Here is an 18,803-nt window from a genome sequence, read left to right as displayed (position 1 = left end):
CTATCTGCTTTGATTTGAGACAAGCAAATTCTTCACTTCTCGCAGAACAGTAACCAGACTAGCCGCGTCGCGAGCACCATCATATCGCGTGCCGTTGATGAAAAGCGTTGGTGTGCCATTGACGCCACTTCGCAATCCACCGCGGAAATCTGTTTCAATGCGCTCCTGAAAACGGCCGTCGAAGGCGGTTGCGACGGTCGCTGGCGCTATGCCGAGAGCTGTCGCATATGCGAGGAGATCATGATCGGTCAGCGCGTTTTGGTTTTTGTAGAGAAGATCATGGGCTTGCCAGAACAGGCCTTGTGTAGCTGCCATTTCAGCAAATTCCGCAGCGTGAAGCGCATGGGGATGTATTTCTGCGAGCGGGAAATTACGGAACACGAAGCGTAGATCCTCACCCATTGCCTTCTGCACTGCTTTCAGAACGTAATAAGCTTCGCCGCAATAAGGGCATTCATAGTCGCCATATTCGACAAGGGTTACAGCGGCTCTCTCATAACCCTGGATGTGATCCTGTTTACTGACAGGAATGCTCAACTTGCTCATGGTTGCAGCTCCGTAGCGGTTGGTTTGGCCTCAAGCATGTCGAGTGCTTCAAGAATGCCATCGGCTCCCGGGTTGATGCCGAGGGGCGAAACATAGCTCCATCGGATAATGCCATCGGCATCGATGACGAAGAGCGCACGCTCTGCAACGCCATCTTTCTGGCGATAAACGCCATAGTTCCGGGCGACTTCACCTTTGGGCTCAAAATCTGCGAGAAGCGGGAAATGCAATTTACGCTCTGCTTCAAAGGCGGCATGGCACCACACACCATCCACTGATATGCCGAGCAGCTGTGCCTTCGAATGATGAAATTCCGGCAGTATTTCGTTATAAAGTCCCATCTGATCGCTGCAGACCGGGCTCCAGTCAGCCGGGTAAAATGCGAGTATCACCGGAGCGCCACGCAGATCGCTGAGCGATACCGTCTGATCCGCCGTAGCAGGTAAAGTGAACGCAGGCGCAACGGTGCCTGCAGCGAGTGCGTGTGAAAGAGGATTATCGCCCGGCATGATCGAACTCCTTTGCAACGTCGATATGCTCCCAGCTTAGGCAGCGAAGCAGGGCAGCTCAATCAGATGAACGGATAGTGTTCAGATACTTAGGTCTATTGGGCCACAGAGTTGGGGCCTAAACCTTAGGTATAGGTTCGCAACTGGCGGTGCCTTGTCTGCCTCGCTTGCCCAAGAACTCAACCAGTCGCCTGGCGCAAATGGCTGCCTGATCTGAATGAGGGTCAGAACCTCAAATGGCACAACTGTAGGGTGAAGATTTTATGTTTTCACTTTGCTTGATTGCGCTTCGCCCAGTCAATCAACGTGCGCACGTCTCTCGTCCGCTCGTTTTCCGAGGGAGACTTCAAACTGACAGTGACAAGCAATCTATCTCCTGGCGCCTGGGAAACGACCACGATATTGAAAAGACCTGGAACGAGTGCCCCCGTTTTACCGCCAATGATATCATAGTCCTTATAGAGGGGATTTGGGTTCGATAGTGCTAATTTGCGCGCGTGAGGCCCCTCGACTACTATAGTATATTGTTTGTCTCCCCACACTCTTGATACTTCAGAATATTTCAGTGCTTCGACCGCGAGCTTCGCGAGATCCTTGGCTGTTGTTACCTGTCCCGAAGCTGAAAGCCCTGATGGGTTCATGAAGACAGTTCGCGTCATGCCAAGCGTCTGGGCTCTATTGTTCATCTGGCGTACGAAAACGTCTGGGTCGCTTTCTTTGTGATGCTCCTCTCTTCTCATTACAGCGCCCATGCTTCGGGCGACAGCATTCGCCGTCACATTCGACGAAGACAGCATCAAGTTGGCGATTGCAGCCTCAAGCGATAATACATCGCCGACCTTCAGATTGTTTCCTGATCCACCCACCAGATCGTCCGCATGAACCACTATTTTATGCGATAGGCCCAGTCGTAACTTTCTGCTGATGTCAATTGCGACGATTGCAGTCATCAGTTTGGTCACGGATGCAGGCGGGAGCTGCTTTTCGCCCGCTTTAGAGAACAGGATTTTCTGCGTGTTATCGGTAGCATCCGGTATCAACACGGATAAAGCGCTCTCGGCACTAACATAGGGCGGGGGTATTGTCAGAACTTCTGGTGATTTGTTTCGCTCTTCCCTCGATGCGATCTGACTGGCATCATGTAGCGCAAGCGTTCGTCGTATTTCGGCAGAACTGTTACCCTGTGCAATCATAGCAGCAGCAATTTTCGCGTAATTGGAAAGTAAATGGTGTGACGGATCTGGTGCATGCGCAAATATATGGTGCGGATCGAAGCCAGTTGTTTTGAGCCGGCGTACATAGCGCAACTGCGTAAAGAAAGGGATTGTCTGGTCTTCCGGATCCGAGATAACGTATACGTCCGGACGGTCAGATTTCGCAACATTCTTTAAATGGTCAATGGGATCGTAAAACTCGCGGGAATCGTAAAGAAGACGTCCTGGGATGTTGCGGCGAAACTCCCAGTAATCTGTGACCTGCTTTACGGAAACAAGGCCGGAAGATATGACCGCTGCCCTTATATCGTCGCGTTTGTTGAGAAGACCTGCAACTATTTGTCCGCCGCCCGAATGACCTGCGAAGATGAAAGATTGGATCTGGTAGCGATCCTTGAGGAGAGAAATCGCGTGTTGCATAAGCTCGATTTCCCGATTTTGTCGACGTTTATTGTGATCTCCTGAGGATCCAAAAAGACCGGGACGGGCTAGAAATATCGCCGGGACACCGGCGGCCTCCGACCATTCCGTCATTTCTTCAGTAATCGAAGAAGGTGATTGTTTTCCGTAAGACGGAACCACGCTTCTTTGCCCGTCGGCGTTGCGTAACAGCACATCGCCACTGAAATAAACCATTACCAAGGGGTTAGCGCGGTGCTGAAGGCCCGAGCCATAATAGCGAATGCATTCGCCAGGCCCCGCGGCATTTACCCAAAGCGAATTCGCTATTGCGGAACATTGCTCAGAGCTTGCGGTGGAGCCATGCAGGGCCTCACGTATATCGAAATGCTCTGCATCCTTTGGCTCCTGCAATACCTGCGGATTTGTTGCAGTAAATGGGCCGAGTTTTTCCCGCTCGTCCGCTCTCGCCCCGATCAGTAGTGGAATACCAGCGAGCACGAATGCGCTCTTTAGAAAGCGCCATTTTAACAACGACCACGAGCGTTTCAGAGTTGTAAGGACAGCGGAATATATTGCGCTCATGGTCATGGGGTCCTTTACTTGTTTCTGAATGGCGACGTTGCAGAGAGGGAACCCTTCGCCTCAATGCAGTCCGAGGTCGAAATGCAGAGAAGAAAACCCTGCTCAGCATTCAGAGCCTATTGATTTGAACTGAGCCTGTCACAGAGGCAAACATGCTTTCAGAAGCTCATACCCGATACGTTGGCGTTCCTGCTTGCTCTGAGCACTCAGGATGACGCAGATGAACAACTCACCCTTTACCGTCCGTGTAAGCACGACGTGGTGTCGTGAGGGACCCAGAGAGCCTGTTTTAAGTCCGGTTATGCCACTGTGTCCGAGAAATGGGTTGATGTTCAGATATGTCTTTCCCTCAAAGTGAAAATCCTTTTGAGCAAAAATCTGAAGCAGTGCCGGAAAATTGGCGTGGACATGACCCGCAAGTATCGCCAGATCCCCCGTCGTTGTTTTCTGTCTGATGCCGAGGCCACTGGGAGAACAAAAAAGCGTTTCCCGCATTCCAACAGATCGCGCATAAGAGTTCATTTCCTCTACAAAAGCGGCGATTGAACCACTGTGCCATTCTGCAAGCGCATTGCTGGCCTCGTTCGCACTGATGATGGCGTTGGCTTTGATTAGTGTGGCGAGTGTTTGAGGAGTTCCTGCCCTAAAACCCCACAGGCTTTGAATATCAGTGGCAGCTTCTGATACGGGAACTGTCGTCTCACCGTTGATCTGAAGCTCTTCCATGCGCCGCTGCACGAGACATAATGTAACGATCTTTGCGATTGATGCAGGTGGGTGTTTTAAATCTGCGCCCTGATTGAATAATATCTGTCCGTCGCTCCACCGCAGCAGAAGAGCACTTGTCTCGTTCGAAACATTAAGTGCACTTCGGATCGTCGCTTTTGCCTTGAGACTTTCGACGATTTCGTGCACGCGCGTGCTGTTAGACCCTTTCAGCAAGATCGTATCATCAGACCGGGTCTCGTCTAGAAGATACTCACGAAGATCAGTTAAACTCTGCGCAAAATGCCCGCGGCGATGATCTGCCAGCGCTTCCCAGAATTTTGTATAAAGCTTTCCGTAGATATAAACTTTATCGATCGGAAGCTTGTTAATCAGTGTCGCAAGTTCGGTGTGGTACCGTTCGGCATCTTTGCCCAGTTCCGCCATTTGTCCGAGTACAGCGATCCGACGTCCCTTTGTCTTTTCTTCACTTAGGCGGTTCAACGCAGCAGCCATCGACCCGGGATTGGCGTTATATGCGTCGTCGATAACAGTTATATTTTTGCCTCCGATGCAGATCTGCAGGCTTTCGCCTCTGCCTGCCAATGCCCCAAATGTCGAAAAGGAGGCGAGCGCGGCACCCGGATCTAGTCCTGCGCTCTCCAAAGCGGCCAGTACGGCGATGCTGTTTAGCGCCATATGGTGCCCAGCTGCGCCGAGTTTATATTCTCTAATTCCGTAAGGGGTTTTTACCCGGACGAGGTTTTCCTGCGCATCATATTTCAGTATCTGATAGTCGCATGCATCACTCTGTCCAAAATGGACAACCCGCAGCTTCGCCTTCGTGGCTGCCGCAAAAACTGTATCCCATTCGAGCATGTCGCGGTTAATAATCGCAATATCGCCCGGCTTCATACCCCAGAAGATCGCGCTTTTTGTATTGGCAATATCTTTTGTTGTATTGGTTTCGGTGAGATGCACAGGCTGAATGTTTGTGAATATCGCAACATGTGGCCGCGCCATTCGGGAACTTACACCCATGCGTCCGATGGCCATCTCCAAAACAATGTTTGAGGCTGTCAAATCCAAAGAAGCCAGATTCCATGCGATGCCATGTGGTAGATTGGCATTATGTGCGGAATGTTGTGTTTTGCCGTAAGGTGATAATGCATGCGAAAGCATTGCAACGCATGTCGTTTTGCCGGCACTGCCGGTTACGCCAAAGACACGACCACGAAATCTGTCTCGAGCGTTGTGTCCGAGATTGAGAATTGCTTTTCCGGTATCTTCTACCAGCAACAAAGGAGTTTCGAATTTTCGGAGTTCGGCAACGTCTGCAGATGTGATTATCGCTGATGGCCTAGTCGCAAGCCTTTGCAGGCTTTGAAGACTGAGGCCTCGTTCCTCATTGTGCCTTGCGACCGCAATCATATCTCCGGCCTTGAAGGTCTGAGCCGCGATTGCCAGACCCGTCGCACGCCACCCGAACTGCGGTTCAATCAACCAGCGACCACTGGTTGCTTTGGCAACTTCGTGTAGTGTCCAGGCAAGATCATCTTTCACTTCAAATCCCCCCTGCAAATGCTCAAGAAACTCACACTAAGAAGAAATATTACATGATCAGGAAAAGGCGGAAAACATGCTTTTATTGAGGAATTTTGCTTGCAATTATTATGGATGTCCACACGAAATTACATGTTGGTGCGAAAATAACCTCACGCTATCGAAGATAAAACTGCGTCATCAAAACGACCATCGCACTTTGTCAGGTTTGAACAAATCATCCACAGCAAAAGATAGAGGCTAAATAACCAGAACGTTATGGTGGGTACGAAGAGCGGATGAGGCGCTCGCCATGGCGTTGAGTATTAAAAGACTTGTGTGTTGTGAACGGCGCTATGGACCACCTTAACGAACGGTCCGGCGAACATTGAGATACAGCAACACTCTAGGAAACAATTGTGCACATTCTGAAGTGCGGTGGTGGATGAGCTAACGGGTACAGTCAATCTTAAGCATCAGATGTTTTTCAAGCAGTCTGCGGCACGAGCGGTTCGTATGAAAGGCGCTATTACGGTGACGGTGCCGCTGATGTTTCGCTTGCTCCACTCTTTGCTTGTTCTGAAAGAGGCTACAATTCCTGCTTACGGAACGCCGCGAGTTGTTGTTACTTCAAAGTGCTGGCAAAGGTTTGAGGTATTGAAGCACGCATCCAGGCTTGCAATCCGAAAGGAGTTACGGGCGCGCGCCTTTACCTCTGCGTAAAGAAAACCTCAAAGAAGCAGGTACTTGATGCGGTTTCGTCTCACCAATCGTCGATTTCGGATCGCGGATAAGGTTCGTTAGATGATCTGGTTAGCACCCAAACCTAGGTATAGGTTCGCAACCACATAAATTGCTCTATGGTTTCGCGCAGTCGAATCTGGGGAACGACAAAAGATGTCTAAATATGCAGAGGGCGTGCACAAACGAGGCAGTGAACTGGCGGTGGGCTTTGTCGCCCTGGCGCTGGCGCTTGGTGTCTTTTACGTTGATACCTTCACCGATATTGAAGGCGCTATTGCCGTTCTCTATGCCATTGTGCTGCTGCTGGCAGCCGAAGTAACAGGGCGCACAGGCATTATCCTGAGCGGCATTGGCTGTTTCATCCTCACCATCACATCCTATTATGCAACCCATGGCCCGGAGCCGGATTTCCAGACAACGATCCGTCTAGCGGTCGCTGTTGCTGCGGTTGTAGTTACAGCCGTTCTCATTTTGAGAAACAAAATGGGACAGCAGGAATTGCTCGCCTCCCACGCAGCGCTCAAAGATAGCGAAGCACGCTATCGTTCAATTTTTGATCGCACACGCGTTGCCCTTTGCGAGCGTGATTACTCGCGGCTTCGCCAGCATCTGATCCAGCTTAAGGCGCAAGGCGTCACTGATATTGAAGACTATGCCCGCACGCATCCGGATTTCGTCCGGCAATGTATTGGCATGACCGATACGGTTGCTGCCAATGAAGCAGCCTATGAACTTCTAGGGGTTGATCTGGGGCAGGCGCATCAACTCGGCAGTCTCTTCGTACCACGTGATGACCAATTTGCGCATGTGTTGCAGGCGCTGCTCGATGAACAGCGCTATTTTGAGAGCAAGGTCGAATTTCACACCCAAAGTGGTGAAGAGCGGCTGGCGCTGCTCAGCATCAGTTTCCCCAGCGATCCTGCCGCTTTCAACCGCGTTGTGCTGAGCATGGTCGATATTACGCAGCGTGAACTGGCGCAGAAGGCGCTGGTGGAAGCACAGGCTGAATTGACCAAAGCTTCGAGGGCCGCAACCGTCGGTGCCTTGTCAGCCTCGCTTGCCCATGAACTTAACCAGCCGCTTGGCGCCATCATGCTCAATGCGCAGACGGTGCTGCGATGGCTCGACCGCGAGCCCCCGGACCTGACCGCTGTGCGGCGCTCTGCCGAACGGATCATTCGCGATAGTGACCGCGCAAGCGAGATTATCCAGAACACGCGCAATATGCTGAGCCAGGCCAAACGGCGGGTGGAACCCATCGACCTTACCATGTTGGTTCGCGAAACCATTGCGCTCATGGAACATGAGCTGCAACGCAGCAGTACCCAGGTTCGCATGGCACAGACTTGGCGTTCGCCGGTAATTGAGGGCGTGCGGATTGAGCTTCAGCAGGTGATTATCAATCTTGTAACCAACGCCATTCAAGCGATGGAAGCATCCAGAACCCGCTCGCGTTCCATTGTGATCACCATTGGCCGCATCGACAATGATCATGCGGTGATCAGCATTCGTGACAGCGGACCGGGAATAGATCAGGATACGCTCAAGCGGCTGTTCATGCCCTTTCATACAACCAAGGCTTCCGGTATGGGCATGGGGCTTTCGATCTGCCGCAGCACGGTTGAAGCAAGCGGTGGAACTCTGACCGGGACCAATCACGAAACAGGTGGCGCGGAATTTGAAATGCGCCTGCCGATCAATTGGGAAGTGCAGGATGCCTGAGATACGCAAGCCTCAAAAACAACTAAACGACAAGCCTGTGGTCTTCATCATCGATGATGATCCGTCGATGCGGGAATCGCTGGCGGATCTGTTTTTATCCATGCAGTTTGATGCGGAAGCATTTGAAACAGCGGCAGCCTTCATGGCCAAATTCCAGGATCAATCGCGAATGGAAAGACCGGGCTGCATTCTCCTCGACGTTCGTTTGCCGGGCATCAGTGGCCTTGATTTCCAGAGCCAGCTTGAAAAATCGGGAATTCGCCTGCCGGTGGTTTTCATGACGGGCTTTGGCGATATTCCGATGACGGTGCGTGCGATGAAGGCAGGCGCCGTCGATTTTCTCACCAAGCCCTTCAAGGAACAGGATGTGCTGGATGCGGTGAGTTCGGCTGTGCAGCGCGATAGCGTGCGCAGACAGGAGGCAGCGCAAAATCAGGCTGTCGTCGAACTGGTGCAAACATTGACCCCGCGCGAGCGGGAGGTGATGGACGCTGTTGTCACCGGCAAAATGAACAAGCAGATCGCCTTTGATCTTGGCATCAGTGAAGTGACGGTTAAGCTTCATCGTGGCAATGTCATGCGCAAGATGGATGTGCGTTCTCTTGCCGATCTGGTTCGCAAGGCAGAGTTTCTCAGCGAAACGTCAAAGTGACCTGTATCTAAGTATGGTATATTTGTGCTCTGCCAGAGCGCATAAAGGGCCTTAAGCTCATCTCTAAAAACAGGAATCGTTTTCAGGATGCGCGATCAGATTCTAGCAATTCAAGGTCCAATATCTTGTCCGCAGCGCAAATTCATACCATAGCCATCGTTGATGATGATCAGGGCATCCGGGAAGCTCTCGACGATCTCGTCAAATCTTGCGGTTATGAAAGCCGACTTTTCGCCTCAGCCGAAGAATATCTCGCCTATGAGGCGCAATCGGATATCGATTGTATGCTGGTTGATGTGAAGATGCCTGGATTAAGCGGGATTGAACTTCAGGCCGAACTGAACAAACAGACGGCTCATCCGCCGATGATCTTTATGACATCCTTTGAAGACGACCGTACCCGTAATGCGGCCATGGAAGGCGGCGCTTTCGCTTTTCTGGGCAAGCCGGTCGACGTGACTAAGCTGCTCGACCATCTTGAGCACGCACTCCGATCATAGGCTTGGGGAACAACATACCAATCGCCGGGGATAGATAGACCTCGGTATAGATGTGGCCCTTTCCCTTCTCTCGTAAACTTCTCCTGCATCAGAAATTGTTGCCGCTGGCAACGAGAGGAGAAGCCGCCATGACCACCCATCGCATAGAGACAAAGAGCGCCGACGATCATTCCAGCAAGCCGACATTCGGCAATCCTGATCTGCCGCCGGAAGGCGCAATCAACGCCAATGCCGGAAGTCTGACCGATCCCGGCCCAAAGAACCCGGCGCTCAACGCACAATTCCCATCTTTCCAGAATCCGCCGGCAACCGATATTGGCGATATGCAGCTCTTCTGGGGTTCATTCAACAATGCGCCAAAGCGCATTCAGAATGGTGGCTGGGCGCGTCAGTTGACACAATCCGACTTTGCAATTTCCGCGGAAATATCCGGCGTCAACATGCGCCTGAATGCAGGGGGTGTTCGCGAGATGCACTGGCATCGGGCGGCCGAATGGGCAATCATGACCAATGGTCGCTGCCGCATTACTGTTCTGGACACTGCAGGCCGCGCTTATGTGCAGGACGTTGAAGCCGGCGATCTTTGGTACTTTCCAGCAGGCTTTCCGCATTCCTTGCAGGGGCTCGGTCCTGATGGCTGCGAATTTGTTCTGGCATTTGATGAAGGTGATCAGTCCGAATACAATACGCTGCTGGTAACAGATTGGCTGGCGCATACACCGCCCAGCATTCTTGCCAAGAATTTCGGTATCGATGAAGACGCGATGAAGTCGATCCCGCTTAACAATCTCTGGATTTTTCAGGGTCGCGAGCCGGGGGAACTTTCTAACGACCAGGAAGAGGTTTCATCGGCTGGCCTGCCTCCGTTTCCCTTCACCTACAAGCTCAGCTCTGCAAAGCCATTGAAAGAAAACCGTTCCGGCACCATCCGCATGGCTGACAGTTCGATCTTCAAGGCTTCGACTACAATTGCTTCCGCAATCGAGACGATTAAGCCCGGTGGTGTCCGCGAGCTGCACTGGCATCCAAATGCCGACGAATGGCAATACTGGATCAAGGGCGAAGGCCGCATGACCGTTTTCGATGCAGGCCCACGCGCCCAGACTGCTGATTTCAGGGCTGGTGATGTCGGCTATGTGAAGCGCAGTCAGGGCCACGTTATCGAAAACACCGGCACCACCGATCTTCAATTCGTCGCCGTGTTCAGGACGGCGGAATATCAGGAAGTGTCGCTTTCTTCATGGCTGACGCATACGCCAGCGGATCTTGTTGCACAGCACCTCAATATTGATGTTGTCGATTTGCGGAAGTTGCCTTCCGACCAGCCGGGCATGGTGCCTCGTTGATGAAACCAACCAGCAAAAAAGGCGGCCAGTGGGCCGCCTTTTTTGTAATCGAAAGCAAAGCTTTCGATTCTCTTTAATGTAGGGCAGCGATAGAGCTGCGAACACGAAAAGCCACGAATTGGATGACCAGCGCTATGATGGCGAGCGAACCGCCGAGCAGGCTTACATCAAGCCAACCGCCATGCTTCCACGCAAGTGTTGAGAGTGCAGCACCTGCCGCACCACCGAGGAACATAGCTGTCATGAAGATGGTATTAAGGCGGCTCCGAGCTTCAGGGTCAAGTGCATAGATAATGTGCTGATTGGAAACGAGAGCGCCTTGGATGCCGAAATCAAGCACGATCACGCCAACGACCAACGCGATAAGCGAAGACCAGAGGCCGAAGATCATCCATGAAATCAGCGTGAGGATGGCCCCCATAAGCACGACAAAGTGCGGACCTTTGCGGTCGGCAATCCGGCCTGCAAATGGCGCTGCAAAAACACCAACTGCGCCCACAATACCGAAGAGACCGGCAACATCTGCGCCCAAGCCAAATTCAGGTGTTTGCAGGTAAAGCGCGAGAATGGTCCAGAAAGCCGTGAAGGCTGCAAAAAGTGCTGCCTGCGTCAGTGCTGCAATGCGAAGGGCGCTGTGCGTTTTCCAGATTCTAGCCAGCGAACGGATCGCTGTGTGATAGCGCATATGCGATGTTGAACGATGGTTAGGCAGCGCGAAAAACATCAACAAACCCGCAAAGAGCGCCAGCGGCACACCGATCCAGAACATTTCGCGCCAGCCAGCATGTTCACCGACAAAGCCGGAAAGCGTACGGCTGAACAGAATGCCCGAAAGGACGCCCGCCATCACCGTGCCGATGGTCGCGCCGCGCTTTTCAGGCACAGCAAGCGAAGCCGCAAAAGGTACGATCTGCTGTGCGACGGTCGAGCTTGCACCCACGATAAGCGATGCAATCACGAGAGCAAGCGCCGAGGGTGCTACAGCCGCAATGGCAAGTGCTACTGCCAGAATGATGAACTGGCCGATAATCAGCTTGCGCCGGTGAACGATATCCCCCAACGGAAGCAGGAAGAACAAACCAGCGGCATAGCCAAGCTGCGTGGCGGTCGGGATTAGGCCCGTCACCGGATCGTTTGGAAAATCGGCTTCCATGATTCCAAGCATTGGCTGATTGTAATAGATATTTGCAACTGCCACGCCGCTGGCTACGGCCATTGCGAACAGAGCCCCTTTGCCGATACCAGCGTTGGCTTGCCCGGCTTGCGTTGAAGATTGGCTTTTATCGTCCATTTTGCTGCCCTCTTGTGGTTGGTCCCGAGGAAAGTGGGAGGCGCTTTCCGGCGGAACGATGCGTGAAAAACTTTTGGATAGGGCGGCTATCAAAGGCACCTTGAAGCAAGAGCCGCTCTATCGCAATCGGCGCATGACTATCTAGCTTTTTATCGATTTTCGTTTTAGTGATCTTGAACGATCTGCCTGCATAACGAAAAATGATATAATGAATACGGATGACGTTGTTGTATTTCTGGCGGCAGTGAATGCGGGAAGCCTGGCTGAAGCGGCCCGGAGGCTTGGTCTTCAGCCGATGGTTGCCACACGCCGTCTAGCTGCTCTTGAAACAATGCTTGGTGTCCGGCTGCTGCATCGCACGACACGTTCGCTTTCGCTGACGCCTGAAGGTGAAACCTTCCTGCCTTTTGCGCGCGCCATGATTGAAAATGAAACCGAAGCCAAAGCGCTGCTGCGGGCGGAATCCAGAGGTGCTGCAGGTCTTTTGCGTGTTTCGGTTCCCGTTGCCTTTGGCCTTCGCTATGTCACGCCGTTTGTGCCCCAGCTACTTGAGCAGAATCCAGAATTGCGTATCGCGCTTGATCTCACGGATCACTTGCCCGATCTGGTTGCGAGCGGGACGGATCTCGCGATCCGCATTGCCCGACTGCGCGACAGCAGCCTGATTGCGCAGAAGCTCAGCGACAATCTTCGTTGCATCGTTGCAAGCCCGGACTATCTGGCAAGACGCGGCATACCGCACGCGACTGATGAGATTGCAGAGCATGACTGCCTGCCGCTCGGCTCTGCAACACACTGGACTTTCTCGACGCCCGAAGGCGAAAAGCACATTCGTCTTAACGCCCGCTTTTCCGCCAACACGATGGAGGGCTGTTATGCCACCTGCCTTGCGGGCGGTGGGCTTGCGCTTCTATCGACCTGGTATGTGAGTGACGATGTGAAGACCGGGCGTCTGGTCCGGCTCAATTTCGGTGAGGCAAGACCTGAAACACTCAATATCTGGGCGGTCTATCCGACCACCAGACTGGTCTTGCCGAAGGTCCGGGTTTTCATTGCTGCCTTGAGGGAGGCCATTACGGCATCGGCTGAAAACTTTCACGCGTGAAACGTCAGTAGATTTCCGCGACTGCGAGATTTGCTTTGACATTGGGACGTGTCTGATAACGGCGCCAGGCGCTTGGTGTGGTACCGGTGATACGGCGGAACACGCGCGACAGGTGAGCCTGATCGGAAAGGCCACAATCAAGTGCGATTTCACAAAGAGGCGCATTGGAGTTGAGCATCTTGTCCTTGGCAAATTTGACACGGCGTTGGATCACATAATTATGTGGTGAAACGCCAATGCTGTTCTTGAAGGCTGCCGAGAAATAGCTGGTGCTGAGCTTGACCTGACGCGCCATTTCATCAAGCGAAATCGTGTAGGAAATGCGCTCATCGATAAAGCGGCACACACGCTTGATCTGCCAGGGCGCCAGTCCGCCGACAACGATCCGATCCGCTACATCATTGCCGTCAACCATGCGTGTGCCGAGCAGGCTTGAAGCCTGATTGACCAGATCGATAGCGATTGTTTCATCTTCTTCGAGAAGCTGTACGGCATTCAACAACAGGGTAGAGACCTTGATTGATGTCTCGGTTGCGAACTTGTCGAGGGGAAGGCGTGGCTGCTTGTGGTCAACTGGTGTTGCGAAATGTGACATCATCGATCTCCCGTAAAATCGTTGAACTGCGTTGGATATGGGAGGATTTTGGGATGATGCGGCGCTGTACGAAATCGTACTATGAGCGCAAAACCATACACCTGAGTTTTTGCTACTCTATACTTGTGTATAGGGTGAGCGGGATTGTGCATCACCTCGCGCACAAACGAAAAAAGGGGCCGACGGCCCCTTCTTTTGTGTGACTGATCTTGCGATCAGCCGTTTGTACCGCGCAGCGTTTCAAACAGGAACCAAACGCGGCGTTCGCCTTCGTCGATCCAGTTTTCGAGCAGGCTTGCGGTTGCCACATCGCCATATTCGTCGCAAAGCTCGTGCAGCACGCGCATACTTTCAACAAGCGCCTTGTTGTCGTCGCGCAGCTCGGCGAGCATTTCATGCGGATGCACAAACTCCGCATCATTATCGAGAATGCGCTGGTGGCGCGAAATATCGCCGATGGAGCGCAGCGTGTTTCCACCAAGCTTGCGTGCGCGTTCTGCCAGATCGTCGGTGATCGCAAAAATCTGATCGCCCTGTTCGTCCAGCAGTAGATGATAATCGCGGAAATGCGCGCCAGACATGTGCCAATGGAAATTCTTGGTCTTAAGATAAATGGCAAACACATCTGCGAGCAGAGCAGTGATACCGCCGGAAATTTCCTTCACGGCTTCTTCCGAAAAACCGCTTGGTGTCTTGAGAGAGGCAGAGCGACGGGATTTTACATTATCAGTCATGATGATGGTCCTTTCGTTCGTAAATGCGTGTTGTCGGTTTGAGAGCAGGAGGATTCTGGCGCGCGCCCTGAGGCAGACTTCAATGAAGGGCGTGGAAAATCATGGCAGCTCAGCCAGTCAACCGGCAGGTCGACGGGTTCAGGCAGCATATCAAGACCGTCACGCACGCGCTCTTCAAACAAGCGAGGTTTCTCAGTCATGACGGATTGCCTTTATAGCGTTGCACAAATGCATACTGTATGGGCCACGAGCCGTAATCTTGCATATTTCGATGCCATTTGGATATGTCATCGCGATCACAAAAGCGAAAACGGCAAGAGAAGGTCCGCTCGCCGTCCCGCTTCGATATCGAGCCGAATTTACGACTGGATGAATTCCAGAACGTCGGCGTTGAACTTGTCGGCTTCGGTCTCCGCCAAACCATGCGGCGCGCCAGGATAAACCTTGAGCGTTGCATTTTTCACGATCTTGGCGGTCTTTTCGCCCGCGGCTGCAATTGGCACGATCTGATCGTCATCGCCGTGGATCACCAGCGTCGGCACTTCGATCTTTTTCAGATCATCCGTGTAATCGACTTCCGAGAACTCGCGAACGCAGTCGTAGAGCCCCTTGATCGAACCGACCATGCCCTGCAGCCAGAAGTTCTCGCGCAGGCCTTCATTGACCTTGGCGCCTTCGCGGTTGAAGCCGTAAAATGGCAGCGTCAAATCCTTGAAGAACTGCGATCTGTCGGAGCGGGTGCCCTTGCGAATGCCGTCGAAGACTTCAATCGGCGTGCCTTCGGGATTGTTTGCAGTCTTGAGCATCAGTGGCGGAACGGCACCAACCAGCACGGCTTTGGCGACGCGGCTATTGCCGTGGCGGCCAATATAGTGAGCGACTTCGCCGCCGCCGGTCGAATGTCCGACAAGGATCACATCCTTTAAGTCGAGCTTTTCGATCAGCTCTGACAGATCATCGGCATATTGATCCATGTTGTTGCCATTCCATGGCTGATCGGAACGACCATGACCGCGACGGTCATGCGCGATAACGCGATAGCCTTTCTCAGCGAAAAATAGCATCTGCACGCTCCAGGCGTCGCCCGAAAGCGGCCAGCCATGCGAGAACAGGATTGGTTGACCTGTGCCCCAGTCCTTGTAGAAAATCTTGGTGCCGTCTTTGGTTTCGATGAAATTCGTCGTCATGGCCGTAGATCCTTTTGCTTGGGAGGAGAGGACTGGACCCGGCTTCAAATGCATTCGCTTTGAAGCTCTGATCTGCCATCCGATCTACAGGCGTGCGCGCCGAGGGTCTTGATGATTTGCCGGGTGTTTGGACAATTGCGGGATCGTCAAAGCAAAAGATACGAATGACCGCTCGCAACGAGCATTCGCATGAAAAATCGAGCAGTCTGCAGCTTATGGGTTGCCGTCGGCAAGACGCTTTATGCCAGCCATACTGATGACGGTTAGTTTCTGACGGCCGCCGCGAACGAAACCCTGACCTTCCCAGTTGCTGAGGATACGCGATACAGTATGCAGCGTTGTGCCCGTCATTTCGGCGATATCCTGGCGGGTGATGGGGAAGTCAATACGGATACCATCCTCTTCCTTTTTACCGGCTTGCCGGGCAAGACGCAGTACGGCGTGTGCAACGCGACGCTCAACTTCCTCGGTCGACATCTCGCGGATTCGGGTATGGGCTTCTTCAAGCCGCTTGCCGATGGTTTGGATTGCATTCATTGCCAGGCCAGGATTCTGTTCGACGAAATAGTCCCAAAGTTCTGTTGGCCATGCCAGAACAATGCTTTCGGCAACAGCCATTGCCGTGCCGGGATAGTCGCTCCTTTGCAAAGCCTTGGCGAAGCCGAATAGGTCACCGGGATGGACCATGCGAACGATGATTTGCTGTCCGTCTGGAGTTACCTGATTAACCTTGAGGCGGCCGTGAAGCAGCAAAAAGAACAGGACGGCATCATCGCCCTGTTCAAAAATGGTTTCGCCCGGAACGACACGCCGCGTTGAGGCGTAAGACACAAGCTTGTCCAGCTCGTCATCGCTCATCTTTGCGAACAACGATAGTTTTCTGACAAGCCCGCGATCTATCGTGGCCATCACGCATCCCCTACTAAAAATCCCCGTTGTCGCTTTAGCACAGCAAGAGGAATAAGGGATAGTCTCGGGGGCATAAAATGGGGCATTCAAGCATAAACCATCATATTGAGAATTCTTTCAGCCGTTTCAGCACGACCGCATACCAGCGACCGTCGCGAACCAGACGAAAGCCCAGATTGTCGGGTGGCACACCAACGCTACAGCCGCCTGTCTTGGGGTTGCGGATGAAAGAGCTCATGGCGGCACGGTGCTTACCATTGACCACATAGACACCGCAAACAGGTGTTTCGGCAACGATTTTGCCATACGCATCGATATTCACGCGGCGATGACAGGTCTGTGTCCATTCCCATACATTGCCGGCAACGTCTGCGATGCCAAGTTCGTTTTCACCAAATGCACCTGCGGAACGGACTTCAGGACTGCGCTCGAGCTTGCGCGCGCTCTGCTGCTCATAGTCCTTGAGCCACCTTAAAGCGGGGTTGGCTGCGGCATCGTCCTCAATGCCCAGAGCTGTATCGGTAAAGCGTGAACCGGCAGCAAAAGCCCATTGCTCGTCGGTCGGCAAATGCCAGATTTCACCAGTCTTTTGCGATAACCATTTGGCATAGTTTTCCGCATCATCGTAGCTCACGCCGACAATGGGTGCATTGGCGCCCAATCCGTTTCGATTATGCGGTAACGTTTCCGCCGGTTGGCAGAAACCATCGGCGATGCAACGCTCATAGTCGGATGCGCTGACCTGATATTTCATAATCTCAAAGGATTGCGCGAGTTTGCGCGTCGTCAGCGGTGCATCCACCGGATAATTGTTCTTTTGAAAGTCGCCATCAGCGCGATAGGTCATGCTGCGCGGTGCAACGACAATGGTCTGCGGGCGCTCAAATTGGGTATCCCGAGAGCTGCGTTCTGCGCGTCCTGCTGCATCGACCACAAACAGACCCGCAACCACCGCCAGCAAGACAGCCGGTACAGCCACGGCCAACTCCCGAAGGCGCTTCTTCTTATTACCTTTGGTCATTTGGTGTCACGGAGCCGCGTCCTTCAATAGATACGGCTCCGAGCCTTTCCTTATTCGACAATCACCAAAGAAGTGTCCGTCTTTCGTTACATCCCAGACGGCGCCAGAACCGACGTCATCAGATCGTCATTCCATTCGCCGGTGACTTTGAAATGCGCGGCTGCACCCAGTTCAAAGGCTTCGATCAGATTGTGGTTCACATAGGCATAGATGCCGGGTTGCTGGAATGTGTAGAAGGCTGCTGCCGCAGCTCCGCCCGGAATGAACCAGGTTTCCTGATCGAGATCTGGCGGTGTGTTGAACTTGCCAGTTGCCCAGACATAGTCACCATGTCCGCCGATGAGGTGAGGTCTCGTATCGCGATTGGCTTGCGAGTGAACGATCAACACCTTCTCGCCGACCTTGGCGGTCATTGCCTTGTCGCCGGTCAATGCACCGACTGCACCGTTAAAGACAACATGCGTCGGTGTCAGTGTACGCATCACCTTCACAGTGTCTTCATATGCATCACCTGGAGCGTCGTATTTCTTATACTGACCAGCTTCATCGCGAGGCACATAGAAGTCCTGCTCGCCGACATAATAGATCTTGTCATAAGAAAGCTTGTTACCCTTGCCATCGTGCAGTCCATCGCGTGGCAACACCATGATCGCCCCATTCATGCCCGAGACAACGTGCCAAGGAACCATTCCGGGAGGTGCGCAGTGGTAGACGAAAACGCCGGGCTTGGTGGCCTTGAAACGAAGGACCGTCTTCTCACCGGGGTTGATTTCCGTCAGTCCACCGCCACCCAATGCACCGGTTGCCGCATGGAAATCGATATTGTGCATCAGCGTGTTGGTTTCAGGATTAATGAGTGTCAGTTCAACATAATCGTCCTGATGCACGACCATCAGCGGACCGGGAACGGTGCCATTGAAAGCCATGGCATGAACTTCAGTCCCCGCATCATCAATGACGATTTTCTTTTCTTCGATCACCATCGTAAATTCGACAACCTTCGGCCCACCCTCTGCGGCCTGGCTGTGAGCGTGGACGAATGGCGGGTTCACCAGTTCCACTTTCTGCCGGGGTAGTGCTGCAATTTCCGCTGCACTGGCCTTCCGAATTGCGCCATTACCCCAGGCGGATGTTGTCGCAAGCACCGGGGCTAGCGCACCAGCGAGTGCTGCTCCTGCCAGTATCGTGCGGCGGTTGATCTGCATCTGGTCTGCCATCGATTCTCTCCTATACGATAGGACCGAGCGCTCTTTGCTCTGTCGTTTTATGTATAGGAGATCCGGGAGGTTCCTTCCTTGACCGCAATCAACATGGGTCATAAATCGAGGAAATAATTATCTTGTATTTACAATGATTTACGTGAAATCAACCAAGTTTTTAAAGGCTTATTTGCGATAGCACAAAGGACGATTACAGCCTGAGCGTGTTGTTAAAAGTAAAACCAGCGATTGATAAATTTCAATCGCTGGCCTTCGCGAAACGGTCGTAGCCATGCTT

The 18,803-nt window shown here is 52.8% G+C and carries 17 protein-coding genes; 5 read left to right on the top strand and 12 right to left on the bottom strand.

All coding sequences use genetic code 11. The features are described from left to right. The 4 genes from KMS41_18870 to KMS41_18855 all read right to left on the bottom strand — a co-directional run bounded on the left by KMS41_18870 (position 1) and on the right by KMS41_18855 (position 5,521). Positions 1-546, bottom strand: coding sequence for a DsbA family protein (locus KMS41_18870; GenBank protein QWK79519.1), 546 nt, complete (start codon positions 544-546; stop codon positions 1-3). Continuing rightward, complete coding sequence (locus tag KMS41_18865; GenBank protein QWK79518.1) at positions 543-1,055, bottom strand: peroxiredoxin; 513 nt, start codon at positions 1,053-1,055, stop codon at positions 543-545. The genes KMS41_18870 and KMS41_18865 overlap by 4 nt, the downstream gene beginning before the upstream one ends. 269 nt (positions 1,056-1,324) lie before the next feature. Further along, positions 1,325-3,253: a serine hydrolase gene (locus KMS41_18860; GenBank protein QWK79517.1), complete on the bottom strand. Its 1,929-nt coding sequence runs from the start codon at positions 3,251-3,253 to the stop codon at positions 1,325-1,327. A 138-nt stretch (positions 3,254-3,391) separates the two neighbouring features. Then, positions 3,392-5,521, bottom strand: a complete 2,130-nt coding sequence (locus KMS41_18855; protein ID QWK79516.1) for a serine hydrolase — start codon at positions 5,519-5,521, stop codon at positions 3,392-3,394. A gap of 876 nt (positions 5,522-6,397) precedes the next feature. Between KMS41_18855 and KMS41_18850 the strand changes: the two genes are divergently transcribed. The 4 genes from KMS41_18850 to KMS41_18835 all read left to right on the top strand — a co-directional run bounded on the left by KMS41_18850 (position 6,398) and on the right by KMS41_18835 (position 10,464). Then, complete coding sequence (locus tag KMS41_18850) at positions 6,398-7,966, top strand: GHKL domain-containing protein (protein QWK79515.1); 1,569 nt, start codon at positions 6,398-6,400, stop codon at positions 7,964-7,966. Continuing rightward, positions 7,959-8,618, top strand: a complete 660-nt coding sequence (locus KMS41_18845; GenBank protein QWK79514.1) for a response regulator transcription factor — start codon at positions 7,959-7,961, stop codon at positions 8,616-8,618. The genes KMS41_18850 and KMS41_18845 overlap by 8 nt, the downstream gene beginning before the upstream one ends. Before the next feature lie 140 nt (positions 8,619-8,758). Next, the gene (locus KMS41_18840; GenBank protein ID QWK80321.1) at positions 8,759-9,118 is read left to right on the top strand and encodes a response regulator; all 360 of its coding nucleotides are present in this window, start codon (positions 8,759-8,761) and stop codon (positions 9,116-9,118) included. A 128-nt stretch (positions 9,119-9,246) separates the two neighbouring features. Further along, entirely contained in the window at positions 9,247-10,464 is a 1,218-nt protein-coding gene (locus KMS41_18835; protein QWK79513.1) for a cupin domain-containing protein, read from the top strand. 73 nt (positions 10,465-10,537) lie between these two features. Here the strand turns inward: KMS41_18835 and KMS41_18830 are convergent, their stop codons facing one another. Beyond that, on the bottom strand, positions 10,538-11,755 hold the full coding sequence (locus KMS41_18830) for an MFS transporter (GenBank protein ID QWK79512.1): 1,218 nt from the start codon (positions 11,753-11,755) through the stop codon (positions 10,538-10,540). A 208-nt stretch (positions 11,756-11,963) separates the two neighbouring features. On the opposite strand from KMS41_18830, the gene KMS41_18825 reads away from it, so the two are divergent. Then, the gene (locus tag KMS41_18825; protein ID QWK79511.1) at positions 11,964-12,860 is read left to right on the top strand and encodes a LysR family transcriptional regulator; all 897 of its coding nucleotides are present in this window, start codon (positions 11,964-11,966) and stop codon (positions 12,858-12,860) included. A 4-nt stretch (positions 12,861-12,864) separates the two neighbouring features. Here KMS41_18825 and KMS41_18820 read toward each other — a convergent pair whose 3' ends face one another. The 7 genes from KMS41_18820 to nirK form a co-directional block, all read right to left on the bottom strand. Further along, on the bottom strand, positions 12,865-13,455 hold the full coding sequence (locus KMS41_18820) for an AraC family transcriptional regulator (protein ID QWK80320.1): 591 nt from the start codon (positions 13,453-13,455) through the stop codon (positions 12,865-12,867). Between the two features lie 215 nt (positions 13,456-13,670). After that, a complete protein-coding gene (locus KMS41_18815; protein ID QWK79510.1) occupies positions 13,671-14,189 on the bottom strand; it encodes a DNA starvation/stationary phase protection protein in 519 nt (172 codons plus the stop codon). Next, complete coding sequence (locus tag KMS41_18810) at positions 14,186-14,389, bottom strand: hypothetical protein (GenBank protein ID QWK79509.1); 204 nt, start codon at positions 14,387-14,389, stop codon at positions 14,186-14,188. The genes KMS41_18815 and KMS41_18810 overlap by 4 nt, the downstream gene beginning before the upstream one ends. Before the next feature lie 159 nt (positions 14,390-14,548). Further along, positions 14,549-15,376, bottom strand: coding sequence for an alpha/beta hydrolase (locus KMS41_18805; protein ID QWK79508.1), 828 nt, complete (start codon positions 15,374-15,376; stop codon positions 14,549-14,551). 213 nt (positions 15,377-15,589) lie between these two features. Next, positions 15,590-16,285, bottom strand: a complete 696-nt coding sequence (locus tag KMS41_18800) for a Crp/Fnr family transcriptional regulator (GenBank protein ID QWK79507.1) — start codon at positions 16,283-16,285, stop codon at positions 15,590-15,592. A gap of 100 nt (positions 16,286-16,385) precedes the next feature. Further along, positions 16,386-17,306 carry a formylglycine-generating enzyme family protein gene (locus KMS41_18795; protein QWK79506.1) on the bottom strand — a complete coding sequence of 307 codons (921 nt, stop codon included), beginning with the start codon at positions 17,304-17,306 and terminating at the stop codon, positions 16,386-16,388. Positions 17,307-17,392: 86 nt separating this feature from the next. After that, complete coding sequence (gene nirK / locus KMS41_18790; protein ID QWK79505.1) at positions 17,393-18,523, bottom strand: nitrite reductase, copper-containing; 1,131 nt, start codon at positions 18,521-18,523, stop codon at positions 17,393-17,395. Positions 18,524-18,803: the final 280 nt, after the last annotated feature.

Origin of the sequence: Ochrobactrum sp. BTU1, from assembly GCA_018798825.1 — a bacterium.
GTDB lineage: Bacteria > Pseudomonadota > Alphaproteobacteria > Rhizobiales > Rhizobiaceae > Brucella.
Note: the sequence above shows the minus strand (reverse complement) of the source record. Positions and strands in the feature narration are given on the sequence as shown.